Source organism: Secundilactobacillus paracollinoides DSM 15502 = JCM 11969 (genome assembly GCF_001311135.1).
Lineage (GTDB): Bacteria > Bacillota > Bacilli > Lactobacillales > Lactobacillaceae > Secundilactobacillus > Secundilactobacillus paracollinoides.
Map to the genome: position 1 here is coordinate 30,102 of NZ_BBAG01000004.1, position 24,728 is coordinate 54,829.

At 46.4% G+C, this 24,728-nt stretch carries 26 protein-coding genes and 4 pseudogenes; 23 read left to right on the plus strand and 7 right to left on the minus strand.

Going from position 1 to position 24,728, the window contains the following annotated elements; translation table 11 throughout:
- Positions 1 to 16 precede the first annotated feature (16 nt).
- The 18 genes and pseudogenes from JCM11969_RS02830 to JCM11969_RS02915 all read left to right on the plus strand — a co-directional run bounded on the left by JCM11969_RS02830 (position 17) and on the right by JCM11969_RS02915 (position 13,463).
- On the plus strand, positions 17 to 718 hold the full coding sequence (locus JCM11969_RS02830; protein ID WP_054707984.1) for a propanediol/glycerol family dehydratase medium subunit: 702 nt from the start codon (positions 17 to 19) through the stop codon (positions 716 to 718).
- Positions 719 to 737: 19 nt separating this feature from the next.
- The gene (locus JCM11969_RS02835) at positions 738 to 1,259 is read left to right on the plus strand and encodes a diol dehydratase small subunit (RefSeq protein WP_054707987.1); all 522 of its coding nucleotides are present in this window, start codon (positions 738 to 740) and stop codon (positions 1,257 to 1,259) included.
- Positions 1,260 to 1,274: 15 nt separating this feature from the next.
- Positions 1,275 to 3,106: pseudogene (locus tag JCM11969_RS02840) on the plus strand (diol dehydratase reactivase subunit alpha).
- A gap of 1 nt (position 3,107) precedes the next feature.
- Positions 3,108 to 3,458, plus strand: a complete 351-nt coding sequence (locus JCM11969_RS02845) for a glycerol dehydratase reactivase beta/small subunit family protein (protein WP_054707990.1) — start codon at positions 3,108 to 3,110, stop codon at positions 3,456 to 3,458.
- A 17-nt stretch (positions 3,459 to 3,475) separates the two neighbouring features.
- Positions 3,476 to 4,162 (plus strand): BMC domain-containing protein, encoded by a 687-nt coding sequence (locus JCM11969_RS17530; protein WP_054707994.1) that lies wholly within the window; start codon positions 3,476 to 3,478, stop codon positions 4,160 to 4,162.
- Positions 4,162 to 4,443, plus strand: a complete 282-nt coding sequence (locus JCM11969_RS02855) for a BMC domain-containing protein (RefSeq protein WP_275452939.1) — start codon at positions 4,162 to 4,164, stop codon at positions 4,441 to 4,443. Before JCM11969_RS17530 ends, JCM11969_RS02855 begins: the two co-directional genes overlap by 1 nt.
- Before the next feature lie 32 nt (positions 4,444 to 4,475).
- The gene (locus JCM11969_RS02860) at positions 4,476 to 5,135 is read left to right on the plus strand and encodes a PduL/EutD family phosphate acyltransferase (RefSeq protein WP_500861337.1); all 660 of its coding nucleotides are present in this window, start codon (positions 4,476 to 4,478) and stop codon (positions 5,133 to 5,135) included.
- A 15-nt stretch (positions 5,136 to 5,150) separates the two neighbouring features.
- The gene (pduM, locus tag JCM11969_RS02865) at positions 5,151 to 5,654 is read left to right on the plus strand and encodes a PduM family microcompartment protein (RefSeq protein ID WP_054707999.1); all 504 of its coding nucleotides are present in this window, start codon (positions 5,151 to 5,153) and stop codon (positions 5,652 to 5,654) included.
- Complete coding sequence (locus JCM11969_RS02870; protein WP_054708002.1) at positions 5,636 to 5,905, plus strand: EutN/CcmL family microcompartment protein; 270 nt, start codon at positions 5,636 to 5,638, stop codon at positions 5,903 to 5,905. Before pduM ends, JCM11969_RS02870 begins: the two co-directional genes overlap by 19 nt.
- Before the next feature lie 16 nt (positions 5,906 to 5,921).
- Entirely contained in the window at positions 5,922 to 6,500 is a 579-nt protein-coding gene (locus JCM11969_RS02875; RefSeq protein WP_054708005.1) for a cob(I)yrinic acid a,c-diamide adenosyltransferase, read from the plus strand.
- Positions 6,501 to 6,502: 2 nt separating this feature from the next.
- Complete coding sequence (locus JCM11969_RS02880; protein WP_054708008.1) at positions 6,503 to 7,000, plus strand: GlcG/HbpS family heme-binding protein; 498 nt, start codon at positions 6,503 to 6,505, stop codon at positions 6,998 to 7,000.
- Positions 7,000 to 7,437 carry a GlcG/HbpS family heme-binding protein gene (locus JCM11969_RS02885; protein ID WP_054708011.1) on the plus strand — a complete coding sequence of 146 codons (438 nt, stop codon included), beginning with the start codon at positions 7,000 to 7,002 and terminating at the stop codon, positions 7,435 to 7,437. The genes JCM11969_RS02880 and JCM11969_RS02885 overlap by 1 nt, the downstream gene beginning before the upstream one ends.
- Positions 7,438 to 7,439: 2 nt before the next feature.
- Positions 7,440 to 8,882 (plus strand): annotated as a pseudogene (locus tag JCM11969_RS02890) (aldehyde dehydrogenase family protein).
- Positions 8,883 to 8,885: 3 nt separating this feature from the next.
- Positions 8,886 to 10,003 (plus strand): annotated as a pseudogene (locus JCM11969_RS02895) (1-propanol dehydrogenase PduQ).
- Between the two features lie 21 nt (positions 10,004 to 10,024).
- On the plus strand, positions 10,025 to 11,212 hold the full coding sequence (locus JCM11969_RS02900; RefSeq protein ID WP_054708014.1) for an acetate/propionate family kinase: 1,188 nt from the start codon (positions 10,025 to 10,027) through the stop codon (positions 11,210 to 11,212).
- Positions 11,213 to 11,238: 26 nt separating this feature from the next.
- A complete protein-coding gene (locus JCM11969_RS02905; protein ID WP_054708017.1) occupies positions 11,239 to 11,583 on the plus strand; it encodes a BMC domain-containing protein in 345 nt (114 codons plus the stop codon).
- Between the two features lie 15 nt (positions 11,584 to 11,598).
- Positions 11,599 to 12,654 carry an oxidoreductase gene (locus tag JCM11969_RS02910; RefSeq protein WP_054708020.1) on the plus strand — a complete coding sequence of 352 codons (1,056 nt, stop codon included), beginning with the start codon at positions 11,599 to 11,601 and terminating at the stop codon, positions 12,652 to 12,654.
- Between the two features lie 56 nt (positions 12,655 to 12,710).
- Complete coding sequence (locus JCM11969_RS02915; protein WP_225353104.1) at positions 12,711 to 13,463, plus strand: tyrosine-protein phosphatase; 753 nt, start codon at positions 12,711 to 12,713, stop codon at positions 13,461 to 13,463.
- A 422-nt stretch (positions 13,464 to 13,885) separates the two neighbouring features.
- Here JCM11969_RS02915 and JCM11969_RS02920 read toward each other — a convergent pair whose 3' ends face one another.
- Genes JCM11969_RS02920 through JCM11969_RS02930 form a run of 3 tightly spaced genes read right to left on the minus strand, consistent with a single transcriptional unit; the run spans position 13,886 to position 15,455 of the window.
- Complete coding sequence (locus JCM11969_RS02920) at positions 13,886 to 14,332, minus strand: flavodoxin (protein WP_054708026.1); 447 nt, start codon at positions 14,330 to 14,332, stop codon at positions 13,886 to 13,888.
- A 47-nt stretch (positions 14,333 to 14,379) separates the two neighbouring features.
- The gene (locus JCM11969_RS02925; RefSeq protein ID WP_054708030.1) at positions 14,380 to 14,805 is read right to left on the minus strand and encodes a EutP/PduV family microcompartment system protein; all 426 of its coding nucleotides are present in this window, start codon (positions 14,803 to 14,805) and stop codon (positions 14,380 to 14,382) included.
- A gap of 53 nt (positions 14,806 to 14,858) precedes the next feature.
- Positions 14,859 to 15,455, minus strand: coding sequence for a cadmium resistance transporter (locus tag JCM11969_RS02930; protein ID WP_054708032.1), 597 nt, complete (start codon positions 15,453 to 15,455; stop codon positions 14,859 to 14,861).
- Positions 15,456 to 15,899: 444 nt separating this feature from the next.
- Between JCM11969_RS02930 and JCM11969_RS02935 the strand changes: the two genes are divergently transcribed.
- Positions 15,900 to 16,787, plus strand: a complete 888-nt coding sequence (locus JCM11969_RS02935; protein WP_156319237.1) for a DMT family transporter — start codon at positions 15,900 to 15,902, stop codon at positions 16,785 to 16,787.
- A 71-nt stretch (positions 16,788 to 16,858) separates the two neighbouring features.
- Here the strand turns inward: JCM11969_RS02935 and JCM11969_RS02940 are convergent, their stop codons facing one another.
- Positions 16,859 to 17,488 (minus strand): hypothetical protein, encoded by a 630-nt coding sequence (locus JCM11969_RS02940; protein ID WP_054708034.1) that lies wholly within the window; start codon positions 17,486 to 17,488, stop codon positions 16,859 to 16,861.
- A 798-nt stretch (positions 17,489 to 18,286) separates the two neighbouring features.
- Between JCM11969_RS02940 and JCM11969_RS02945 the strand changes: the two genes are divergently transcribed.
- The 3 genes from JCM11969_RS02945 (at position 18,287) to JCM11969_RS02955 (ending at position 20,605) form a co-directional block, all read left to right on the plus strand.
- Positions 18,287 to 18,895, plus strand: coding sequence for a C40 family peptidase (locus JCM11969_RS02945; protein ID WP_082409143.1), 609 nt, complete (start codon positions 18,287 to 18,289; stop codon positions 18,893 to 18,895).
- Between the two features lie 90 nt (positions 18,896 to 18,985).
- The gene (locus JCM11969_RS02950; protein ID WP_054708037.1) at positions 18,986 to 19,915 is read left to right on the plus strand and encodes a GH25 family lysozyme; all 930 of its coding nucleotides are present in this window, start codon (positions 18,986 to 18,988) and stop codon (positions 19,913 to 19,915) included.
- 18 nt (positions 19,916 to 19,933) lie between these two features.
- Positions 19,934 to 20,605, plus strand: a complete 672-nt coding sequence (locus JCM11969_RS02955; RefSeq protein ID WP_054708040.1) for a hypothetical protein — start codon at positions 19,934 to 19,936, stop codon at positions 20,603 to 20,605.
- A gap of 946 nt (positions 20,606 to 21,551) precedes the next feature.
- Here the strand turns inward: JCM11969_RS02955 and JCM11969_RS02960 are convergent.
- Together JCM11969_RS02960 and JCM11969_RS02965 are read right to left on the minus strand one after the other, a co-directional pair.
- Positions 21,552 to 21,746, minus strand: a complete 195-nt coding sequence (locus JCM11969_RS02960) for a hypothetical protein (RefSeq protein WP_054708043.1) — start codon at positions 21,744 to 21,746, stop codon at positions 21,552 to 21,554.
- Positions 21,747 to 21,776: 30 nt separating this feature from the next.
- Positions 21,777 to 22,647: pseudogene (locus JCM11969_RS02965) on the minus strand (DegV family protein).
- A gap of 272 nt (positions 22,648 to 22,919) precedes the next feature.
- On the opposite strand from JCM11969_RS02965, the gene JCM11969_RS02970 reads away from it, so the two are divergent.
- The gene (locus tag JCM11969_RS02970) at positions 22,920 to 23,573 is read left to right on the plus strand and encodes a Fic family protein (protein WP_054708046.1); all 654 of its coding nucleotides are present in this window, start codon (positions 22,920 to 22,922) and stop codon (positions 23,571 to 23,573) included.
- Between the two features lie 515 nt (positions 23,574 to 24,088).
- Here the strand turns inward: JCM11969_RS02970 and JCM11969_RS02975 are convergent.
- Entirely contained in the window at positions 24,089 to 24,658 is a 570-nt protein-coding gene (locus tag JCM11969_RS02975; protein WP_054708048.1) for a hypothetical protein, read from the minus strand.
- Positions 24,659 to 24,728 lie beyond the last annotated feature (70 nt).

Here is a 24,728-nt window from a genome sequence, read left to right on the forward strand (position 1 = left end):
AAGGGAGGTAAGCACAGTGAGTTCAGAAATTGATGAAACATTGCTTAGAAATATTATCAAAGGCGTTTTAAGTGAAGTTCAAAACACTGATACGCCAATTTCCTTTGGTGGTGACCAATCTGCAGCATCAGCCCCAGTTGCTGGTGCCAAGGAAGGTGCCGTACCAGAGAAGAAGTTAGATTGGTTTGAACACGTTGGTGTCGCCAAGCCAGGTCTGTCAAAGGACGAAGTTGTGATCGGGGTTGCCCCAGCATTTGCTGAAGTTTTGACTAAGACCATGACCAAGATTCCTCACAAGGATATCCTACGTCAAGTCATTGCCGGGATCGAAGAAGAAGGCTTGAAGGCTCGGGTCGTTAAGGTATACCGGACTTCAGATGTTTCCTTTGTTTCCGCTGATGTTGACCAGTTATCTGGTTCTGGCATTTCAGTTGCTATTCAATCAAAGGGTACAACGATCATTCACCAAAAGGATCAAGCACCATTATCTAACCTTGAATTATTCCCTCAAGCACCAGTGTTAACACTTGATGCCTACCGGGCAATTGGTAAGAACGCTGCCCAATATGCCAAGGGAATGTCACCAAACCCAGTGCCAACCGTTAACGATCAAATGGCTCGTGTCCAATATCAAGCTCTTTCAGCCTTGATGCACATTAAGGAAACGAAGCAGGTTGTCGTTGGTAAGGCTGCCGAAGAAATTAAGGTTACCCTTTAATTGAGGAGGATTTAATACTATGAGCGAAGTAGATGACTTAGTCGCTAGAATTGCTGCTCAGTTACAACAGGGCGGCAACGCTTCTAGTGCATCAACTAGTGCTAGCACCGCTACTAGTTCTGAAAAAGAATTAGGGGCTGCTGACTACCCACTATTTGAAAAGCATTCAGATTTAATCAAAACACCAACAGGACAAAGCGTTAACGAAATTACGTTGGAAAACGTCGTTAACGGTAAGGTTACTGCCAAGGATATGCGGATCACCCCAGCAACGTTGAAGTTACAAGGTGAAATTGCTGCCAACGCTGGCCGTCCTGCCATTCAACGGAACATGCAACGGGCTTCAGAATTAACTTCTGTTCCTGATGATGTTGTTTTGAACCTTTACAACTCATTACGGCCATTCCGTTCAACAAAACAAGAATTATTGGATACCGCCAAAGATCTTCGTGACAAGTACCACGCACCGATTTGTGCCGCATGGTTCGAAGAGGCTGCTACAAACTACGAAGTCAACAAGAAGTTGAAGGGCGATAACTAGTTAGGGGGTTTTAGTATGACACGTGTAATTGGTGTTGATATCGGAAATTCCTCTACTGAAGTTGCCCTTGCGGATGTGTCTGACAGTGGTGAAGTAAATTTCATTAATTCTGGAATTTCCGAAACAACTGGCATTAAAGGTACCAAGCAAAACTTGATCGGGTTCGTAAATCGATTCAAATCGTTTTGCAAAAATCAAACATGCAAATTTCCGATGTTGATCTGATTCGGATCAACGAAGCAACGCCCGTTATTGGTGATGTTGCGATGGAAACCATTACTGAAACGGTCATTACTGAATCAACGATGATCGGGCATAACCCAGGTACGCCTGGGGGTGTCGGAACAGGTTCTGGCTACACGGTAAATTTGCTGGATCTGTTGAGTCAGGGTGATAAGGACAAGCCTTACATCGTGATCATCTCCAAAGAAATTGATTTTGCGGATGCGGCAAAGCTGATTAACGCTTACGTTGCATCAGGCTATCAGATCACAGCTGCCATCCTCCAAAGTGATGATGGTGTCCTGATCAATAACCGGTTAACAAAAAAGATTCCAATTGTGGATGAAGTGTCACAGATCGACAAGGTACCGTTGAACATGCTTGCCGCGGTTGAAGTTGCACCACCTGGCAAGGTCATTGCTCAATTGTCAAACCCATATGGTATCGCCACACTGTTCGAACTTTCTTCTGAAGAAACTAAAAACATTGTGCCCGTTGCCCGGGCTTTAATTGGAAACCGTTCAGCTGTTGTCATTAAGACGCCAGCTGGTGACGTTAAAGCGCGTGTGATTCCAGCTGGTAAGATCTTGATCAATGGCCAACCAAACGGTCATGGCGAGGTTAACGTTGCAGCTGGTGCGGATGCCATCATGAAAAAGGTGAACGAGTTCGATAGTGTCGATGACATTACCGGTGAATCGGGCACTAACGTCGGCGGAATGTTGGAAAAGGTGCGTCAAACGATGGCGCAGTTAACTGACAAACAAAACAGTGACATTGCGATTCAAGATGTGCTGGCTGTCAACACCTCCGTTCCTGTAACGGTTCGGGGTGGTCTGGCTGGTGAATTCTCGATGGAACAAGCTGTTGGGATCGCCGCCATGGTTAAATCGGATCACTTACAAATGCAAGCGATTGCGGATCTCATGAAAGACGAGTTCCACGTCCAAGTTGAAATTGGTGGTGCTGAAGCTGAATCAGCAATTCTGGGTGCGTTAACAACGCCTGGGACAACGAAGCCGATTGCCATTCTTGACTTGGGTGCCGGTTCAACCGATGCTTCAATTATCAACCAGAAAGATGAAAAGGTTGCGATTCACTTGGCTGGTGCCGGTGATATGGTCACCATGATCATCAATTCTGAACTTGGGTTGGAAGACCCATACTTGGCAGAGGATATTAAGAAGTATCCACTTGCAAAGGTTGATAATTTATTCCAGTTACGGCATGAAGATGGTGCCGTTCAATTCTTCGAAGATCCATTACCTGCTGATTTATTCGCCAGAGTTGTGGCCGTTAAACCAGATGGATACGAACCGCTTCCAGGTAATTTGAGCATTGAAAAAGTTAAAATCGTGCGTCAAACAGCCAAGAAACGGGTCTTCGTTACAAATGCTATTCGTGCCTTACACCACGTTAGTCCAACAGGTAATATCCGAGATATTCCGTTCGTGGTCATTGTCGGTGGGTCCGCCCTCGACTTTGAAATTCCACAACTGGTAACCGATGAATTATCACATTATAACTTAGTTGCAGGTCGTGGTAATATTCGGGGAATTGAAGGTCCAAGAAACGCCGTGGCGACTGGTTTGATTCTTTCATACGCGAGTGAGAAGAGGGGATAGTATGGCATTTGATTCTGAACGGCCGTCAATTATATTGGCGACACCAACGGGTTCTAATGGCCAGCTTCCTGCAGTTCTTGATCCAATGCTAAATGGCATGGAAGAGGAACAAATTCCGTTTCAAATTCTCGATATGGAAGGCAGTTCAGCCGTTGAACGAGCTTACAACGCTTCCGTTGCTTCACGATTGTCAGTGGGGGTCGCCTTTGATGATACACAGATCATTGTGCATTACAAAAACTTGGCACCTGATAAACCACTGTTTGATGTCCAGATCACTGATCCGGTCACCGTTCGTAAAGTTGGGGCAAACGCTGCTCGACTGGTAAAAGGAGTTCCATTCAAGAAGTAAAGACAGGTGAACGTTTTATGCAATCAATTGGATACCTTGAAGTAGAAGGGCTTCCTGGCGCAATCGTTGCGGCAGATCGAATGCTTAAAACAGCCGATGTGAGTCTGAAATACGTTGAAAATACTAAGGGTGGCGGTTGGATCACCGTCTCTGTCACTGGTGATGTTGCAGCCGTTCAAGCCGCAATCGATGCTGGTATCGGTGAACTTGGCGATCAAGTTTACTGCTCAGACGTGATTGCCAACCCAGCGCCTGGTATTGAGACCTTAGGGAAAAATGATGCGATCAAAGGCAATCATTTAGACGACCAAGGGCCAGATGATCCTCAAGGACCTAGTGATCCAAAGGGACCAGATGATCCGAAGGGGCCAAATGATGGACCAGCACCAAAGGATACCCCTAAGCCAAAGGACGATTCATTGGCAGCATCACCGGTGGAAGAATCGACTAATACAATCGATCAAGCTGGAGGAGCAAATGCTGCTCCTTTAGCTATTTCAAAAGGGAATACACCAGATGCTAAGCAAAAGGAAGCACCAGTGTCGGATAAGTCAGCAACTGCAAAGACAGCCGACAAAAATGATACAAAAGAAGCCACATGTAACCTTTGTGGTGATCCTGCCTGCCCACGCAAGATGGGGGAACCACATAAGAAGTGCATTCACTACGCTGAATTAAAAGGCACCAAAAATAGGAGGAATTGATTATGAACAACGCATTAGGAATGATTGAAACAAAGGGTCTTGTCGCATCTATCGAAGCAGCCGATGCTATGGTTAAAGCAGCTAACGTCGTTATGGTTGGCCAAGAAAAGATCGGTAGCGGGTTAGTTACTGTTATGGTTCGTGGTGATGTTGGTGCCGTTAAAGCTTCTGTTGATGCCGGCGTTCAAGCTGCTGAAAACATTGGCGAAGTCTTAACGTCATTCGTTATCCCTCGTCCACACGCTGAAGTAGAAAACATCTTACCTCAACCTGCAAAATAATCAATAATCGAACAAAGGGTGGCTGTTAATTTATGGAATTAACTGAAGAGAAACTCAGACAAGTTATCAAACAAGTGATTGCGGAGGAATGCGACCCTAACCGTGTTCAGGTTAGCGTTTCAAACCACCATATTCACTTGACTGAAGCAGATTTTAAAACGTTATTTCCTAACGGCAAGATGGAAGCGTTTAAGCCTTTGAAACAACCTGGCGAATACGCAACTGCAAACGTGGCAACGATCGTCGGCCCTGCTGGCAAGATCGAACACGTGCGGGTCCTTGGCCCATGCCGGTCCCACTCACAAGTTGAAATTGCCCGTTCAGAAGCCATTGCAATTGGGGTCGATGCCCCAATTCGGCTTTCTGGGCACTTGGATGGTACGCCATCCGTTAAGCTTGTGACGCCGGATGGACAAGTTGACGTTCAAGGGGTCATTGTTGCAAAGCGTCACATTCACATGAGTGATGACGATGCCAAGCGCTTGGCGTTAAGCTTGGCGATACGGTCTGTGTTGAGATCATGTCAAACAATCGTCGGACAACGTTTAACGACGTTATTGCCCGTCCTCGTAAGGACTTTGTTCTTGAAATGCACATCGATACTGACGAGGCCAATGCGGCTAACGTTGGTATGGGGAGCACAACATATGGCCGGATCATCGTTCCGGATAAGAAATAACTTGAATAGTTAAAGGTTGGTGGCCAACATGGATCATCTTATTGAGCAAGTACTGACGAAAATCAGACAACGCGAACACCAATCATTCGAAGTTGATTATCTTGATAAGACCTTACCACCTGATGACCAGGTTTTTACCGACTTTGCAAACGTCTCAATTAACAATGTCACCATTAATTTGTTAATTGATCTGTACCGAGTGGACACGGCAAATGACTGGGTTCACTGGCTCTTGCAAGGGATTAGCTTTCAAGTAAACTTCACGTTTAATATTAGTCAATACATGGTCAACTTTATTCCTAAAAAGATGCTGTTAAATTGGCCGGTGAAATTTGTTGTTGATAAGGGACGTCCTGTGGTGACGTTCAATCGCAAAACAGTTAGCAGATCAGACGTTGCTGCCTTACCTGATAAAGCGGTACTCGTTGTCACTACTGCTCAGCATTTAACAACCGAAGCCACGGAAGTTAGCCGGTTGAAGCAGATTACTATACAGATTAGGACTGATGAAGATTGTATATGGCAAAAGTAGTTGGAAGCGTTGTTTCAACGCAAAAAGATCGTTCACTTGTCGGTAGAAAGTTGATGATCGTGCAACCAGTCAATTCTAATGGAGAAGAAGTTCGCCACGAAGAAGTGGCTGCTGATAGCGTCGGTGCCGGGGTTGGCGAGTATGTGTTACTCGTCAGAGGCGCCGGGGCACGACGCGCAAACTCAGAGGATATATCTAAGGATGTCAATGATTGTTCGATTGTCGGCATCATAGACCGATTTGATAAGTGATAAAGAAGGGGTAACTATGGCCATTTATACTAAGGGTGGCGATAAAGGCAACACAAGTTTATTCGACGGTAAACGGGTCCCCAAGAATTCCTTGCGGGTTGAAACTTATGGTACCTTTGATGAACTGAATGCAAATGTCAGCTTAGCTGATAAATTTTGCCTTGATCCGGAAAACCGTAAGATCTTACAACGAATTGAATATCGCATGTTTTTCCTTCAAGGTGAGATTGCCACCGAAGAACCAGAAAAATTTCGGCAACAAAGTACCATCATCACTGACGAGGACGTGCATTACTTGGAATCAATTATCGACAAATACACAGCCGAACTCCCTAAGGTAACGACGTTTATTTTACCCGGTTCAAGCTGTGCAGGTGCGCAATTGCATGTTTGTCGGACCGTCTGCCGTCGCGCCGAACGACAATTTGTTTCCTTTATGGCCGAAAATGACGTTCGACCAGAGTTGGAACGCTATGTAAACCGTCTTTCTGATTTCTTCTACATCATGGCGCGTTCTGAAGACCACGTTGCAGAGAATCAGAAGATCCTTGACATGGTTGTTGAACGGTATAAAAAGGCAACGGAGGAATCCTAACAATGGATAAAGATCAAATTAGTAAAATTATCAGTGAAGTTCTGGCAGAAAACGGCGTTCAAGCTGGTCCTGCTGCTCAAGCAAACGTTTTCGATAAGCATAAGATGGAACGTGCTATTGATGCCGGTATTGCAAAAGCAAATGAACTTAAAGTTGGTGTGACCTTTGCCATCATGGATTGCAAACAGGTCGTTCAAATGTCTTACCACATGCCAAACGGTAATTTGGTGGGGACATTCTTGGCACCAAAAAAGGCTTGGTCAGCAATTGCAATGAAGGAACCAACGAAGGATATCAGTAAAGATATTCAACCAGGTGGACCCCTTTATCAAATGGAGACCATGCTGGATGGCAAACTTGTGTCATTCCCAGGTGGAATCCCGTTAACTTGTGATGGTGAAATTTTCGGAGCTGTTGGTGTTAGCGGTGGCCTGATCGAAGAAGACCAAGCAATCTGTGAAGCCACAGTAAATGAGTTTCTTAAGGAGACGACTAAATAATGACAACTGAAGCAGAACAAGCAAAATTATTCGACAAGCATAAGATGGAACGCGCAATCGATGCTGGTGTCGCAAAAGCCAATGAACTTAAAGTTGGCGTGACCTTTGCAATTATGGATTGCAATCAAGTTGTTCAGATGTCATATCATCTGCCAAACGGTAACTTGGTCGGGACATTTTTAGCCCCTAAAAAAGCTTGGTCCGCTATTGCAATGAAGGAACCAACTAAGGATATCAGCAAAGATATCCAACCAGGTGGTCCTTTATACCAAATGGAAACCATGCTGGATGGCAAATTGGTGTCATTCCCAGGCGGAATTCCATTGACTATAAACGGCGAGATCATCGGCGCCGTTGGCGTTAGCGGTGGGTTGATCGAAGAAGATCAAGCCATTTGTGAAGCCGTCGTAAGCGAATTTCTAAAGGAGAGTAACTGAGTATGGCAGATCAAAATATTGAAGCAGAAATCAGACGAATTTTACAAGAAGAATTAAGCGGCAACGCTTCATCTAGTGCTGCTGGTGCAACTACCAGTCAGCCTGATGGGTTAGGCAACGGGATCTTCACTAACGTCAATGATGCCATTGCTGCTGCTAAGCAAGCTCAGGAAATCTTACAAGATAAGCCACTTGCCTTCCGTAAAAAGATCGTGCAAGCAATCAAAGACGGCTTTGGCCCATATATTGAATATATGGCCAAGCAGACCCGTGAAGAAACTGGCATGGGGACTGTTGAAGCTAAGGTTGCTAAGTTAAAGAACGCCCTCTACAACACACCAGGCGTTGAATTACTGGACCCAGAAGTTGAGACTGGTGACGGTGGAATGGTGATGTATGAATACACCCCATTCGGTGTTATCGGTGCCGTTGGCCCAAGTACCAACTTGTGAAACTGTTTTGAACAACTCTATCATGATGATCTCAGCTGGTAACGCTGTGTTCTTCGGTGCCCATCCTGGTGCTAAGAACATTACCCGTTGGACAATTGAAAAGTTGAACGAATTTGTCTGCAAGGCAACTGGCTTAAAGAACCTGTTAGTTTCTCTGGACACACCATCGATTGAATCCGTTCAAGAAATGATGCAACACCCAGACGTTGCCATGTTAGCTGTTACTGGTGGCCCCGCAGTTGTGCACCAAGCATTAACGAGCGGTAAGAAGCTGTCGGTGCCGGTGCTGGTAACCCACCTGCAATGGTTGATGCCACCGCTGATATTGATCTAGCAGCGCACAACCTCTTTACATCAGCTAAGTTTGACAACGAAATCCTATGTACCTCAGAAAAGGAAATCATTGCTGAAAACTCAATCAAGGATGAACTCCTTCAAAAGATCGTTGCTAAGGGTGCTGCCCTTGTCACTGACCCTAAGGATATTCAACATCTCGCTGACATGACCATTTCAGCTAATGGTGCGCCTGACCGTAAGTATGTTGGAAAAGATGCCACCGTCATTCTTGATGCTGCGGGTATTTCATACACCGGCGATCCTAAGTTGATCATGATGGATGTTGATAAGGATAACCCATTGGTTAAGACTGAAATGTTAATGCCAATCTTACCAATCGTGGGCTGCCCAGACTTTGACGCCGTCTTAGCCACAGCCATTGAAGTTGAAGGTGGCAATCACCATACTGCTTCAATTCACTCAAACAACATTCAACACATCAACAAGGCTGCTCACCGGATGAACACCTCGATCTTCGTTGCCAATGGCCCAACATTTGCTGCAACTGGTGTTGGTGATAACGGCTACTACAGTGGTGCCGCTGCGCTGACAATTGCTACCCCAACTGGTGAAGGTACTACCACTACTAAGACCTTTACCCGTCGTCGTCGTTTCAACTGTCCACAAGGGTTCTCATTGCGTTCTTGGGAGGTTTAATCTATGGAAGAGTTTAAAATTCCAACCAAGGTCTTCTCTGGTAACGACAGTCTAACTTGGCTGCAAAACATTTCTAACAAAAAGATTTTAATGGTCTGCGATGCATTCTTGCCTGGTACACCAACTCTTGATCGTATCAAGAAGAATGTCGAAGGTAAAAATGAAGTGACCATCTTCTCTGATGTGAAGCCAGATCCACCTTTGGAAAACATCATGGCCGGTGTTGAAGTCTTCAACAAAGTCCAACCAAACGTTGTTATCGGGATTGGTGGCGGTTCTGCCATCGATACTGGGAAGCTGTTCGGTTCTTTGGTGAAAAGCTCAACAAGTACACCATTGATCTGTTTGTCGCTGTACCAACGACCAGTGGGACTGGTTCTGAAGTCACCCAACACAGTGTGTTGACTGATACGGAACACCATAAGAAGGCCCCAATTATGGAGGACAGCATCATCTGATGTTGCCCTGCTGGATCCACAACTGGTGATGACGGCACCTAAGAGTGTCAGTGCGTTCTCAGGACTTGACGTCTTGACCCACTCACTAGAATCATTAGTTGCCCAGGATTCAAACACCATTACTGACGCTTTAGCTGAAAAAGCAGCTAGTGTTATCCTGCATAACTTGGTTGAATGCTATCGTCATGGTGATAACGAAGCCGCTCGTAAAGTGGTTCATGAAGCCTCATGTGCTGCCGGGATGGCCTTTGCCAATGCCGGCCTCGGAATTGCCCACTCAATTGCGCACCAATTAGGGGCAAACTTCCATGTACCGCATGGGTTAGCATGTGCCATGATGCTGCCGCACGTTGTGTTGTACAACGCAAGCAAATCTGACTTTGCTTTACACAAGTACGCAGAAGCCTTCAAGAAGTCTGGTTTAGTTTCAAACAGCATGAGTGACCGGATCGCAGTGAAGCGTTTAGCTGTTCAGATCCAACACATGATGGTTGAAATGGATTGTCCACAAACGCTTAAGTCATTTGGCATTGACCCAGCTGAAGCGTTGAAGATGGTCGATACAGTTGTTGATGGCGCTAAGAAGGATGGGACTTTCCCTGGCAACCAGTTGTGCCTTCAGACGAAGACCTGGCTGCATTGTACAAACAAGTCATTAAATAAGTTTAGAGAGGAAGCTCATCTATGTCACAGAAAATCCTTGCCATCAATGCCGGGAGCTCTTCTTTGAAGTTGAAGCTCTATGATATGCCCGAAGAAGTCGTCCTGGTAAGCGGATTGGTTGATCGGATCAGTCACGAGGATGCCATTTTTACCTATAAAATTGGCGGTCATAGTGATAAACATGAAACGACACAACCGGTCAAAGACCACACAGCAGCTGTCCAACTGGTGATCGACGCACTTCTCGGAAGTGGGCTCATCCAAGACAAGTCTGAAATCGTTGGCGTCGGTCACCGGGTCTCTCATGGTGGGCGTTATTACACCCAATCCGTTGAGATCAACGATGACGTTGCCGAAAAGATCGACGAATTGTCCGTCTTGTCACCACTGCACAACCCTGTTAACCTCCTGGGGATTCAGGCATTTGAAAAATTATTGCCCGATGCTAAAGAGGTTGCAGTCTTTGATACTTCCTTCCATAGCACGATGCCGCGTAAGGCATTTATGTACGCGCTTCCTTACAAATACTACACTGAAGATGGCGTACGGCGTTATGGGTTCCACGGCCAATCTCACCAGTACATCTATAGCGAGGCGACCCGCTTAGTTGGTGAGCAGGCGACAAGTAAATTGATTTCTTGTCACTTGGGCAATGGTGCTAGTATCTGTGCCATCAAGGATGGTAAATCCGTCAACACCTCCATGGGCTTTACGCCCTTGGCTGGTCTCGTGATGGGGACCCGGTCCGGTGATGTTGACCCAGAGATCTTACCGTTCTTGGAAGAAGAACACCATCTCAGTTCTGAAGATGTTCGCAGTATGTTGAACCATGATTCAGGCTTAAAGGGCTTATCGGATGTTTCAAACGATGTTCGAGATGTCCTGGATGCTGAATCACAGGGCAACGACCGCGCAAAATTGGCACTTGAAGTTTATGTGCACCAGATTCAAGAGTATATCGGCAGTTACACGACCGATCTTGAAGGATTGACAACGTTAGTCTTTACAGCTGGCGTTGGTGAACATTCAGCACCAATCAGACAGCGGGTCTGTGAACGACTTGGGTACCTTGGCGTGAAGATCGATGACGCCAAGAACCAAGCCAATGAAATTGAGATTCAAGCCGATGATTCACGTGTTAAAGTGATGGTCATTCCAACTGATGAGGAACTGATCATTGCCCGTGACACGCAAAAAATTGTTGGTTAACACAGTCGTAACGGAGGGGTTCAGTCATGGCTAGGGATATTGAACGGACAATTCAAGAATACGTTCCAGGTAAACAGGTTACGCTGGCTCATATCGTTGCAAATCCGACCGAAGACATTTACGAAAAGCTTGGGATTCAAATCCACAAGAATGCGTTGGGAATTTTAACGATCACACCTAGCGAAGCATCCATCATCGCTGGTGATATTGCCACCAAGGCCAGTAACGTTCAATTAGGATTTATTGACCGGTTCAGTGGTTCTGTCGTCATTGTTGGTGAAGTTTCTGAGGTTGAGTCAGCGTTGACCCAAGTGATTGAGAAATTACACGAATTACTTGGTTTCGATATTCCTAGTATTACTCGAACTTAAATATGGAGTGGTTAGATGAAAATTGATCAAATATTCAGTCCATATCAGCTTAACAAGCGTGTCACACTTCGTAACCGTCTTGTTTTAGCACCTTTGAACATCCAATCGTCATTATTTGATGGTTCGGTGAGTCTAAACGACCTAAATTTTCATAAGGCGCGGGCAAAGTATGTGGGGCTAGATATTATCGGGTCAGCATACATTTCGGATTCGGCAAATACTGCCTATGGTGCGATCAGTGTCGCAGATGACAGTAAGATCGACGGATTGAAAAAGCTTGCAACGGTCATTCATCAAGGTGGCAGTAAGGCAATTTTGCAGCTGGTCCATGCGGGGCGGATGACAAATGCTTATGCTGCGAAGGGGGCGCCAGTCCTTGCACCAAGTGAAGTGAAAGCAGCCCATGGTGATGTTGATCTGCCGAAAGCAATGACGAAGACCGACATTGAAACGGTTATTCAACAGTTCGAAGACGCAACTATTCGGGCAATCAAGGCTGGATTTGACGGTGTCGAATTGCATGGGGCAAATACCTTTTTGTTCCAGCAGTTCATGTCACCATTGTCAAATCTGCGGACTGACGAATATGGCGGGTCACTCGAAAACCGCATTCGATTTTGTGCCCAAACGACTAAACGCGTTTTGGACACAGCGCGGGCACACAAGCCTGGGTTTATCGTTGGGTATCGGATCTCACCAGAAGAGTTTGAACCCGGTGCGCTGAAATTAGGAGACGATCTTCTCTTAATGCAGGTTCTTGGCAAGCTGGGCATTGATTATCTCAGTCTTTCACTTCGCCAGTATGATCAGACCTCGATTACATGTGAGACGCTCTCTGATTTGCAAATTACTGACATCGTGAAACAGGCAGTCGGGGACGACTTGCCGATCATGGTTGCAGGGCATCTTGGTACACAATTTGCGTTTGAACGAGCCTCAGGTGACTTGTTTGCGGTTGGCAGTAAGTTTCTTAAACAACCTAACTGGCCAGCTCAGGTACGCAACCCAGGTGTGCAGCCAGAGTCCAGGGTGACTGGCACGGTGATTCCATACACCACATTAAACTTGTAACGGTAAAGGGTGATATTAATGACACGATACAATGAGGCAATCCCAATATCAGGTGGCTGAACTGCCGTGATCTCGGTGGTCACGTCGCGCGTGATGGCAGAACTGTCAAGTATCATAAATTAATAAGAGCCGGTCATTTGTCAGAATTGACGCCCACTGGTCAGCAGCAGTTGCTCGACTATGGGGTGACAGTTGATATTGATCTACGGTCTAGCGCGGAACTCGAACAGTATCCGGACCTTATTCCAGCGGGAATTGACTTTATTCACTTCCCATGTCTGGATAACGATGACACTGAGAGCACTGAAACAGTGAATGAGTTAAATCAATTCTACTCGAGTAGTGCGCACAGCGGCTATCTGCGGATGCTCTATGTGTACCGCAAGCTTGTGATCAATCAGCATTCTCAATCTGCAATGCGTCAGGTATTTACCTATCTTCTTGCCTATGGAAACGACGAGACTGTCCTCTTTCACTGTTCAGCAGGAAAGGATCGGACTGGACTGACCAGTTTGCTGATTTTATCGGCACTGGGCGTTTCTTTGGCGGATGTGAAGCAAGATTATCTGCTGACGAACAACTTCCTCGTTGAGCGGTTAAATCAACGGATAAGTGACGCAAAACAGGCGCATTTGAATCAGAACTTTATCAGTTCGATTCGCGACCTGTCCACGGTGAATGAAGATTATTTTGATCAAGCAATGACGTTGATCAACTATGAGTTCGGCGGTATCAAAGCTTATCTGCGTGATATCGTTCAGCTCAGCGATGCTGACATAAGACAGTTACGCGACACGTATTTGGAATAATGTATCGAAATGCAATAAGCGATAGGGACAAATAAAAGTCTCCTTTCAGCCAATGACTGAGAGGAGACCTTTTTTGTAGAGAGTGTGAAGCAAGGCGGTTAAGGGGCAGAATGTAACGGGCTCTGGCCGAAAAGTCCGGGCCTGACTTTTTGGTCAGAGCCCGTTACATGGCCGCCCCTTGCCTTGCTGAACACGTTTCGGCAATGTAAAAGTAGCGCACGTTGCCAAGCAAGACCAACAAAATAGTACGCCCAAACAAGGTATTTTCGTCAAGGCCGCTATGCGGAAGCCGTTTACTTAATGAACATAAATGCGTCCAACTCAGAAAACGCTGGCAAGAATCCATCATAGAATTTTTGTCAGCGTTCTTACGTTTCTAATAATCATGGAACAAATTTCAATTGAAACCAGCACATATAATGCTATTTCTCGGCAGCTGCCACCAACTTATCAGTAAAGGCAGCCAACGTTTCAACATCCTCTTCTACGGGTTCCAGATCGATCTTCACGTTCTCAGCCCCCTGCGTTGCACTAGCGGCCTTAAATGCCTCGCCATACTCGTCGACAGCCTTATTGAAGTCATCGCCATAGAAGACGTCGCCAGAGCCGGCAACCCCGTAAATTTTGCCTGTGAGGTCGAGGTCCTGCAGGTCCTCGTAGAAGTCCATGCCTTCTTCAGGGAGGGCACCTTCATCATAGGTGTACGGGCAAACAACACAGATGTCGGCGTCTAAGAGCTCTTCGGCATCTGTTTGTGAGATCTCCGTTTCATTGACGTCGATATCGTGTTTTTTGAGTTGATCTGAAATAATATCAGCGATATCTTCATTATTGCCTGTGATACTTGCGTAAACGACGTGTGCGTTCATAAAATAAATGCCTTCTTTTTTAGTGTTTGGTAACGGCTTGACAGTGCCTAAGCAAGTAAATCCGAAACCTTATCAATATTAGTATCAGTATAAGACGAAATCGAAATAATGGGATCAGCCCCAGCGTCATCTAACCGCTCCTTGACGATCGCGACGTCTTTGTCGTTGGCAACGTCGGTCTTAGTGACAATGCCGATGGTGGGGCAGCTGAACATTGAACTGAACCCGGTAGGAAGAATCACCCGCGGGTCAGTGGCGCTTTGCATCAACACGATAATGTCCGCACCCATGGCAGACGTCATGAGGTTGGAATACATAAATCGATGCTCGACATATTCGCCGGGGGTATCGATGATGTTGTCGTAGTATTCGATGGTTTGCGTTTTGTTGTACTGGATCTTCATTTCGTTTAATCGCTGAATCAGGGTGGTCTTGCCGCACCCAATTGGCCCGATAAACATTGCCTTCTTCATAATAAAAGGCCTCCATATCAATAGTTATAATGATGTCATTGGTTGCTGAACGCTCAAAAAGCGTTGTTTTTAATGAGGATGTAAACCCCCAGAACAATGAAAATAAGTGGGATGACCCACTTCCGGTAGTGCTCAATACGTTTCTTTAAGACGGGCAGGTTGGCTAGTTTGTACCCAATGAAGCACCAAATGAGCGTCATGACCGCGTAGACGGCGATCGTTAACCATGTTTCGCCATCATTGTATTGGGAAAATAGTGGGACGTAGATGCCGATGTTATCAGCACCGTTTGAAATGGTCAGTAGGCAAATGCTCAGGATTTTAATGATGGCAAACTGATTGTATTTGATAGCCTTGGGCAAGTTGCTGTTGTCAGTTTTGCTCCGATAATAGTAGTCAAACCAGTACTTGATGCCCAAGCAAATTGGCAGTAGGCCAAGCCATTTAAGCAATCCCGTTGTTAAAAAACTGAGGCCGTAGTCAATCAGTAGACTGAAAACGACTAGGCTGCCGATACCCAATAGTTGTCCCAAAACGATTTGGTAGTGTTTATATTTTTCTTCCTGTGTAAATAGGAGCGTGAGGACCACAATGTCGTCTAGGTCTGAACTGATAAATGACACGACCCCCGTAATAATCAGTGCTAACATGTTCAACCCTCTGTATCCGCTTTCATTTACTGCTTATCTTTTCATTTTAAGTGATAAGATGCACATATTCAAGCGCTTATCTTGTTCAGTTAGCGGTTGTCAAAATTTAAGAAGCTGCCCTGATATCAGGGTTGTGAGGATTAAATGCGTTAGGCGTGGTTTTCAGAAAGCCGTTAGATCGGGCCACCAGTTCAGGCCTGAATTATGATTATTTTGTTAGCCTTGAGACAAAATAATTGAACCATGCGAAATGTGACCATAGTGTCCCGATGAACAAGGGCGCGGACCACTGTGGTAAGTGGCAAAATTGTGATACTGACGAAGTATGTATTTTTGCCTCACGTCTCGTTGGGATGACGAGTAGAATAGAAGATAACGGTGCGTTAATCCTACATAGTAACAAGCGTTGCACCGTGTGTGCGATTCAGAAGGGAAGTTCAATACTTGACATCATCCACAAAACGCACCACCCAACTCGCCATCGGGTACGCATTAATTTCCGCGTTACTCTACGCCTTTTACCCACCGCTGGCAAAGCTCCTGATCCACTCGGTACCAGTGGCGATCCTTTCGAGTCTGTTATATTTGGGAACCGGCATCGGCACGGCGTTGATCTATCCGCTGGTGCACCGTGGTCACCACGTCGCTAACGGGTTGAAACGCAGCGACACCACGGCGTTAATTGCCGTCATTGGATTTAATATCGTTGCCAGTATTTTGATGAACCTGGCACTCAAGCTGAGTGACGCAGGCAGTGTGTCACTACTGGGCAACTTTGAGATCGTCGCCACTTCAGTGTTAGCGATGCTCTTTTTCCACGAACATATTTCACAGCAGTTGGGATTGGGCATCGTGGTCATTACCATTGCCAGTATTCTGCTGAGTTCGACCGGCGTGCTGCATTTTTCCTTCTCACTTGGCGCTGTTTTGGCGCTCATCGCCACGGCCTGCTGGGGACTTGAAAACAACCTCACCCGCGTTCTATCGGATCGTGATCCGCTGCAGGTCGTGATCGTTAAGGGACTCGGAGTTGGTATTGGGAGTTTGATTGTTTCGGTTGCGCTCCGGGAGAGCTGGCCCGCAATTGGGACTGTGATTGCAGCGCTGATCCTTGGATTTTTTGCCTATGGCATCAGCATCGTGTTCTACATTTTGGCGCAACGCAGTATCGGGGCAGCCAAAACGAGCGCTTACTATGCTGTGGCCCCCTTTCTGGCGGTTGTACTCTCGTTCTTCTTATTAGGCGAGCGGCCCACGGCTCTGTTTGGTATTGCTCTAGTGTTGATGATTATCGGCACGGTGTTTGTGACCCTTGATGACATGAAAAATTAAAAAACACGTTGCGGGCAACTAACAGCCGTAACGTGTTTTTTATTGGTTCAATCTTCAATACCACTGTCGTGCTAGTGCGTGTACAGCCACACACGTAACGTCAGCAAATAATCTTCAATAATCGGAAGTTCCACGTTCTCCGGCAACAACTTATCTAAGCCATCAATGGTCTGTTGCGACCAGGGGTGGCTTTCTTTTTGTTCAGAGATCAAGGCCAATTGCGCGGGTGTGAAGTAGCTGGCCAACGCCGGCCGTTTCACATGACCGAACCGGTAACGCATGCCGACGGTCCATAAATAGTTGTAAAGCTTTTGCTTCGCGTCTGCTGGCACCGTCATGACAGCCGTTAGCGCTTCGATCCGGTCAGTAAAATAGGGTTCCAGTTCGCTGTCGGTTATCGAAAAATGGGTGGTGAATTGACCGGTAACGGCGGCTGCGTTTAACAGATCCAATACGGCTCGGATAATGTTTGATTCCTGGCCGACTGCGCCTACTTTCTGGTCGTCTGTGGGGTCCACCACGATTTTATAGGGGTACAGGTAAGATGAGACCAGGTTTAAATCATGGCGCAGCGTCTCTTCATCCGTTCTTAAGTAATCCTTCAAGTCAGTTAAGGCCGTGTGTTGGGGTGCATGCACCAGCAGCCACAAGGCAAGCTGGGCTTGCCGTTCAACGAGTTCAGGGTTCATGTCTCTAATCATGTTCAGTCCCTCCTAATCGGTTAAGTATCTCGTGAGTTAATTCACGTTCATCTTCATTTTCCCAATATTTGACGGGTGTGTCAATAGAATTGAAACAATTTATAAAGCGCTTTCAACATTTTTAGCTGCGCATTAATCGTAAAGTGGTATAGTTGCGCATTTTATTGCTTTAGTAGCGTAACACACAGATGTAATAAAAATGGTCTTGACGTCATTTAATACGAAACAGTAGCAGTGGTTGTCTTTGGTGACGATTAGGATCACAGGTCATTCAAACGACCAGCGTCTGTCGGCATTAAATACTGGTCATCGTACGTTTATGGTTCAGACAAAACAGGTTAATTGTCGCTATTTACAGGTACGGATAACCCTGGATTTACAATTACTATGCCAAACAATAAGGTATTTTTGATATTAACTTGTGCGTATTCCTGGTTTAACAGGGCTAATACAAAAATGGCAAAGATGGGTTAACTGTTGGTTAACTAAATGTCTAATTCTTAAATTAAAACGCACTTAAACGTTGCTATAACAGCGTTTATCACGATTTACGTTACAGGAATGTGTCAAACGTGATTCTTGAAACAAAATATTAACTATCATGATATTTTCTGGTAACTGACCTGTCGCACAAGAGGTGTAACTTAGTAAGCGTATCAAATGAGGAGGAATTTTTTTGAAACGAAAGAATGGACATCATTTCTATATGAAGGTCGGACTACTGGGATTGCTAGGGCTGGTATTGGCGTTAGCGGCCACACCTTAGCCCACGCCGACACGTACGTGAAGGAATCCAGTATGACGCCCACGACATACGTTAAAAAGAGTACCGCCGGCGCCATGTACAATTTATCGATCAGTAGCTCAACGGTCACTTTTAGCAGTAAGACCCACTACTTATCGAACTATCCCAACACGACTTGGGAAGCAACTAAGAAACTTTACGAGAAAAAATCAGACGGCGTTACATACCTGTACTACTACGTGACCAGCAAGTCTGGGAAGGTCAGTGGTTGGATCTGGAACGGGTACCTTAAAGCTGGTGCCAGTTATGCCACAGTTTATGGCGTGGCTAAAAGTGAACTGGGAAAGTCGTATAGCTATGGGGCAACTGGCCCATCATCATTTGACTGTTCTGGCTTGACCCAGTACGTATATGAAAAGGCAGCTTACAAGACGCTGCCACGGACCGCACAGTCACAGTACAACACGTACACTCACGTCTCGAAGGCGAACTTAGAGAAGGGTGATCTCGCCTTCTTCGGGACAAGTACCGGCAGCATTACCCACGTCGGGATGTATATCGGCAGCGGTAAAATGTTGGATGCGCAAGACGATGGTGTGATCACAGAAGCGATTTCGGCACCATGGTGCACGTGGTCGGTTACGCTCGACCAGAAACGTTAGCCCAATAATTGATTTGGATAAGGATGCATTGGTTAAACGATATCGCGATATGACTCACACGCGCCCTATCGTTTAACATAGAGGAAGGATATGATTTTTGTGAGTGAGACAGGTAACCGCCTCGGTGGTCATCGACTGATCATCTGGCTCTTTACAGCAATTTTAGTGGTGTTCGGGAGCTTGAGCATTGCCACGAAGCCGGCCAAAGCCGCCGTTGGCAGTTCGATTCCCGATCTCTCAGAGTGGCAGGGGAAACTAACCGCTACCGAAGTTCAGAATTTGAAGAAAACAGTGCCGTACGTCATCCTACGGGTTCAATACGGGAGAGACTACAAGGACAAAGACTTTGCAACAACCGCAGCCTTATGTAAGAAATACGGGTTGGAATATGGGGTCTACTCATTTAGCCAGTACTCGAGCACCTCAGATGCCAAGACTGAAGCAAAGGACCTCTACAACCGCGCCCCTGACGCTGACTTCTACGTGAACGACTACGAAGATCAGACCGTCACAAGTGGGACCACCAACAGCGCTACCGCAGCTTGGTACACTGAATTACGGTCATTGGCGCCACACAAACGGATCCTGTTTTATTCCTACAACAGTTTTGCGACTGAATACGCCAACACTGCCATGACCAAGTACGATGGTTACTGGTTGGCCGCTTACCAATCAAGCGAACCAACCACCAGCCATGATCTTTGGCAATACACCGATTCATGGGCTTCAAGTGCATTGGGTCAAAACGTTGATGCAAGTAAGGAACACAAGCGTAACAAGAGTTGGTTCCTGTCATCACGGGCAATCAGCTACAACAAGACCGTCAAGATCACAAAGTCTGGCTATGACATTTGGAAGTCATTAGTATTTACATCAAATGCTGGTACAGCCACGGTCGGTAACACGTACACGGCGAAGTACTACTATAACCACTACAACGGGCGGAAATATTACTCACTGTACTCAAACGGCAAGTGGGTCGGCTACATCAATGCCAACGCCGCTACTGTCACAGACTAATTGAAAGAAGGGCTATCAATGTTACGCAAACAAAAACTAATTACGGCGGTTGCCACTCTGGCAATCTGTGTCGGTGCCGGGGTCGGCTTATCTAAGGCCGCCTCACTGATCAGTGTTCAGGGGGATTCCGCAACCAGTACCACTCAGTTATCAGTCCCAACCAAGGTCGATTCTGATGGGTCAACGGCAAAGGCCAGTTCTGTCAGTGGGACTAACGCCAACGCGAAGATGACATACAAGACAACGGATGACAACGATACGACAGCAACCTATCAGCAACAGACAAAGTCTTCTACTGATAAGGCAGCGTCGGACGTTTCAGCTGCTACGCACGGTGGGCAAGCGGTGACCTTGTCAAACGGTACAAAAGCCGAAGAACAGGGCGTTATGGGCCACGTGATCCTCAACTGGAAGCAGGGCGATTGGACGGTGACCACGGTGACCGACACCTCAACCTTAGCGCATTCCGCGCCATCAACGGTGGCATCAACGGTGTCAAACCAATTGAAGAAGAATAACATTACCAACCAGGATGTCGATAAGGGTGCTGTCACGGTATACGATACCGCGCAGGATTCACAGGCAAACCAGATCAGTTGGCAAAATAATAAGAAGGTCTCTACGGTTTCAAGTCAAACTTCGGACACGGCTTTGCAGATTGCTAAGAGTGCTTTGAAGGGAGATAAGTAGAGAGTGGAAGGAAGCGGTTAGAGACCAGAGTGTAAGAGCGATTAGTGAGAAATCCCGGGTTTGGATTTGTCACTAATCGCTCTTACGCGGCCGGTCTCTGCTTCCTGGAACTCGTTTCGGCTACGTGGCCTAGAAAGACAAGCTTGTAAAGCCTATCTCTCAAGGACCATAGTAAGTATGTTAATTACACAGCCAATTTTTTCCAACGTAACTATAAAGCGCCCCCAACTTAAAATCCTGATTTGGATTTTAGTTGAGGGCGTTTTTGTGTTCTAGTTTACTGAGTGCAATTGGCGACGAGCTTTAATACCACATTGTAAAAACGTGTTCAGCAAGGTCAGAGGGCTACTGTGTAAGCAACTCTGGTCAAAAAAGTCAGACTTGGGATCCATTTTCACTTTACTTAGTGCCACTGGCGACGAGCTTTCATGTCATATTGCCGAAACGTGTTCAGCAAGGTAGAGGGCTCCTGCATAAGCCAACTCTGGCAAAAATGCCAGACTTGGGGTCCATTTTCACTTTACTTAGTGCCACTGGCGACGAGCTTTCATGTCACATTGCCGAAACGTGTTCAGCAAGGCAAGGGGCTAACGTGTAACGAACTCTGACCAAAAAGTCAAGCCCAGACTTTTTGGTCAGAGTTCGTTACACACCGCCCCTAACCCGCCTTGCTTCACACTCTAAAAAACACCCCCACCAGATCATGCAAAACCTGACAGGGGTGCTATACTGGTCACCCGTTTTCTAGACGGGCAACATGCTTGATGAATTACGAGTTTAATAGTAATTCGGACTTCATTATATAAAATTATTGCGAGTCTGTCCATGTTTTTACCCAATTGTAACCGGGCTTTAAAATCGCTGAAACGTGTTAGCAACAGGGTGTTACTTTATTTTTTGATATTTAATTCCGCTGTTTATTGCTTTGGCTCTGCCCGCTGGACTGTTACTTTAACTTTGGCAACACAGACTTCTTTAAAAAGATCACTAATTGATCATATTGTTCTTGGTCTTTAGGTGTTGGAAACTGCGTTAGGTCAATTGTTGGCACCTTCAGCTCTTCCCTCAGTCTTGTCACAAACGCTTTTCGGGTCATAAAGTCTGTGTCGCCTTTATGCCCACCAATCGAATAGAATTGCATGTTAATTGTCTCTTTTCATTTAAAGGATTACTACACCGGCCATTGTTGCCAATCATAAGCCCACAATACCGCCATTGTACCGGCGCCCACGTGAACGCCCAGTACGGGTCCCAAGATGGATTCGTCGATCACCATGTCCGGGAAACTAGCGTGTAGATCTGTGACCCACTGTTGTTGGCGCTCGGCGTTGTCGGCGTTGATCACGGTGAACCGTAGCGGCACCTTGCTTGTTTCATAAGCGTTGGCAACTTTTTTTCTTAATGGCATTATATGCGCGCCGCATCGTGTGTTCACGCTCGATGGCGACAATTTGACCGTCTTCGTTAAACGTCAGGATCGGTTTCACCCGCAACAGGTTCCCCACCAGACTTGAGGCGTTTGAAAGGCGTCCCGTATGAACGAGGTGTGACAGGTCGTCCACGACAAAGTAGGCGTCAATGGTATCGCGAAACTTGGTCAGCGCGGCGATAATTTCTTCCGGCGTCTTTCCAGCTTCAACCAAACGAGCGGCCAGTAACGCTAAGTTAGCTTCGCCAGCTGATGCGATCATTGAATCAAACGGGTACACCTTGATGTTCGTGACACTCGGCACGAACTGTTCAAGATTGTTGAAGAAGGTAGTGATACCGGATGATAGGTGGATACTGATGACAGCGTCGTACCCTTCATCGGCCAACTGGTCGTACATGTCCTGCATTTGCCCGAGGGTGATCTGTGATGTTGACGGCATGATGGGGTCTGCAGCCATGCGCTTATAAAATTCTGCGGTTGTGATGTCAACGTTATCAAGGAAGGTCTGCTTGCCAAAGATGACGGTGATGGGCATCACGTGGATGTTGTATTTCTTGACGTCCTCGAAATCAAGGTACGTTGCTGAATCGGTTACCACTGCAATTTTCATGGGTTGAGCACCCTCCGAAATTTCCTAGTTTTAGTGATACGTTAGTGTCAAAATGTGTATTTTGCGTAAAAAACTAGTTCCAGTTTAACGAACCGAGGTAGAAAATTCAATTAAGTTGTCGACGGGCATACCGAAATTGTGAACACTTGTCAAAAAAATTGGTAATCGTTAAGGGCTTTCACTAACGGCCGTTGAATATGACATGTTATAATAACTGTAATATTTTTAACGGTTGTTTATTAACGCGCAGATTGGCTAAGTGGGGTGGATGTATGATGAGCAGTGCCCATAACGGAATGCTAAGCATTAGTGATAATCAACAGTTGCTGCTTGATCATAAGCCGCAACTCATTTACTGTGCCAGTCAGTTTAAACATGTTGATCTGAGTCTGGCTCAGGCAATCATTGATTATGCAACAACTGAGGCCTTTAATCAAAACGATATTGACGTGTTATTACATTTGGTGGATGCCTTTCGTTTTATCCTGATCAACACCAACACCTTTACGTTTCGAACGATTCAGCGCATCAATCAGCTTGTCGTGGGTCCCGGTGTGGCTGGCGCTGGTAAGTTGCGAACTGCTACGATCCGTCATTTGGCACCGAGGAGTCAATGGGTACCACCGATTCCGGACCAAACGGAACGTGAGACGTACCTGATTGAACTGTTGACCAGCCGGCAACCGGTGACGGACCAAGCGATTGACCTGTTTTTAGATATTTGTCGGCTCCAGTATTTTGTGTCAGGTAATCAGCGGACTGCTTTGTTTGCGGCGAACAACCTGTTGCTCAGTCAAGGCGCCGGTGTGCTGACGATTCCGGCTGACAAACACGATGTTTTTCGGGAGCTGTTGGATGCCTTTTGTTTGAGCGGGGATGATGAGATGGTGAAGCAGTGGTTGTATGAATTTGGATTGGTGAATTGAATTGGTGATTGTATAAGTGCGAGTATGTATGGGTCGGCTGCCTTGAATTAGGGCTGGCTCTTTTTTTGTGTTAAAGGCGATTGTATGCTAGTTGATATGTACTACGGATGGGTAGTGTGATGGAGGTAGTGAGCTTTTGATGCACTTTTCTTTTTTGATTTCCGAAAGGACCCGTTTGGCATGGTGTTCTACTTTTATCTAGCCGAAACGTGCGACACGGGGCAAGGAGTTGCACCTAGTGGACTTCGCCCGCAAAAGCCAAGCCCCGGCTTTTACGGGTAAAGTCCACTAGGCTCCACTCCTTAACCGCCCCTGGTTCTGCACTCTACTCTAAAAAAGCATCCCTCCCCGATCCATGCAAAGAAAGGGGTGGGATGCTTTGGGTGTAAATCTGGTTTCCGAGCAGATTCACGGGCTTGATGAATTACCTTGTTTCGGTAAATCGTATATATTATATGGTGGTTCGAGAACTTTGTCTAGTCATTTCAGGAAAAAAGTTCTTAAATTTTGGCGGGTCAATAGTCGAAATGAGCGCGGAAACCACGCCATTTTTGGCGGGTTTGCTTGGAGGTTTGATTGTAGAGGATCGTGTTTCTTGTCACCGTCGCTGGACGCAGTTTGTTCAGGTTTTCGTGCAGGTTTGGCACCCTGTTATCTGTCCCATCGCCAAACAAGGACACCCGAAGTCGGCTCACTGAACCCGTTGCATCCTGCCAACCATACCGCAGTCGTGTCAGGTGACGCTGCGTTGGGTTGATCACCAGCACGTCCCAGGCTGAGTCAGAAGGGGTTGCGTGCGCCCCGTGGGCTGACTTCCTGCGGTCCGGCGCATCGCAAGTTGTGGTGATCCAGTTGATACCGTCATCATCCGCCCAATCGTCGACATGGGTGTGGCCGTTCATGACGCTGATGATTTGTGCGTGATGACGGATAATCGTTTGATAGACCTGAACGTAAGCACCCTGTTGATTGTTCGCAAACCAGTCGTAGGTCCAAAAACGACCAACCGCGTTATCGGTCACGGCTGAGCGGATGCTGTCGTGCGTGAAAATAATGACTTGTTCATTTGGTTCTAAATCTGCCATGGTCTGGCTAAACCAGTCTGCCTGTGCCTGTTGAATCCGGGAACGACTATGACGGATGTTTTGTAAGATT

Bases quoted from the DNA above. Each gene is read 5' to 3' on its own strand.
- JCM11969_RS02835 (WP_054707987.1), top strand. From the start codon at position 738: ATGAGCGAAGTAGATGACTTAGTCGCTAGAATTGCTGCTCAGTTACAA.
- JCM11969_RS02845 (WP_054707990.1), top strand. From the start codon at position 3,108: ATGGCATTTGATTCTGAACGGCCGTCAATTATATTGGCGACACCAACG.
- JCM11969_RS17530 (WP_054707994.1), top strand. From the start codon at position 3,476: ATGCAATCAATTGGATACCTTGAAGTAGAAGGGCTTCCTGGCGCAATC.
- JCM11969_RS02860 (WP_500861337.1), top strand. From the start codon at position 4,476: ATGGAATTAACTGAAGAGAAACTCAGACAAGTTATCAAACAAGTGATT.
- pduM (WP_054707999.1), top strand. From the start codon at position 5,151: ATGGATCATCTTATTGAGCAAGTACTGACGAAAATCAGACAACGCGAA.
- JCM11969_RS02875 (WP_054708005.1), top strand. From the start codon at position 5,922: ATGGCCATTTATACTAAGGGTGGCGATAAAGGCAACACAAGTTTATTC.
- JCM11969_RS02880 (WP_054708008.1), top strand. From the start codon at position 6,503: ATGGATAAAGATCAAATTAGTAAAATTATCAGTGAAGTTCTGGCAGAA.
- JCM11969_RS02885 (WP_054708011.1), top strand. From the start codon at position 7,000: ATGACAACTGAAGCAGAACAAGCAAAATTATTCGACAAGCATAAGATG.
- JCM11969_RS02900 (WP_054708014.1), top strand. From the start codon at position 10,025: ATGTCACAGAAAATCCTTGCCATCAATGCCGGGAGCTCTTCTTTGAAG.
- JCM11969_RS02905 (WP_054708017.1), top strand. From the start codon at position 11,239: ATGGCTAGGGATATTGAACGGACAATTCAAGAATACGTTCCAGGTAAA.
- JCM11969_RS02910 (WP_054708020.1), top strand. From the start codon at position 11,599: ATGAAAATTGATCAAATATTCAGTCCATATCAGCTTAACAAGCGTGTC.
- JCM11969_RS02920 (WP_054708026.1), bottom strand. From the start codon at position 14,332: ATGAACGCACACGTCGTTTACGCAAGTATCACAGGCAATAATGAAGAT.
- JCM11969_RS02925 (WP_054708030.1), bottom strand. From the start codon at position 14,805: ATGAAGAAGGCAATGTTTATCGGGCCAATTGGGTGCGGCAAGACCACC.
- JCM11969_RS02930 (WP_054708032.1), bottom strand. From the start codon at position 15,455: ATGTTAGCACTGATTATTACGGGGGTCGTGTCATTTATCAGTTCAGAC.
- JCM11969_RS02940 (WP_054708034.1), bottom strand. From the start codon at position 17,488: ATGATTAGAGACATGAACCCTGAACTCGTTGAACGGCAAGCCCAGCTT.
- JCM11969_RS02945 (WP_082409143.1), top strand. From the start codon at position 18,287: ATGACGCCCACGACATACGTTAAAAAGAGTACCGCCGGCGCCATGTAC.
- JCM11969_RS02950 (WP_054708037.1), top strand. From the start codon at position 18,986: ATGATTTTTGTGAGTGAGACAGGTAACCGCCTCGGTGGTCATCGACTG.
- JCM11969_RS02955 (WP_054708040.1), top strand. From the start codon at position 19,934: ATGTTACGCAAACAAAAACTAATTACGGCGGTTGCCACTCTGGCAATC.
- JCM11969_RS02960 (WP_054708043.1), bottom strand. From the start codon at position 21,746: ATGCAATTCTATTCGATTGGTGGGCATAAAGGCGACACAGACTTTATG.
- JCM11969_RS02970 (WP_054708046.1), top strand. From the start codon at position 22,920: ATGATGAGCAGTGCCCATAACGGAATGCTAAGCATTAGTGATAATCAA.
- JCM11969_RS02975 (WP_054708048.1), bottom strand. From the start codon at position 24,658: ATGGCAGATTTAGAACCAAATGAACAAGTCATTATTTTCACGCACGAC.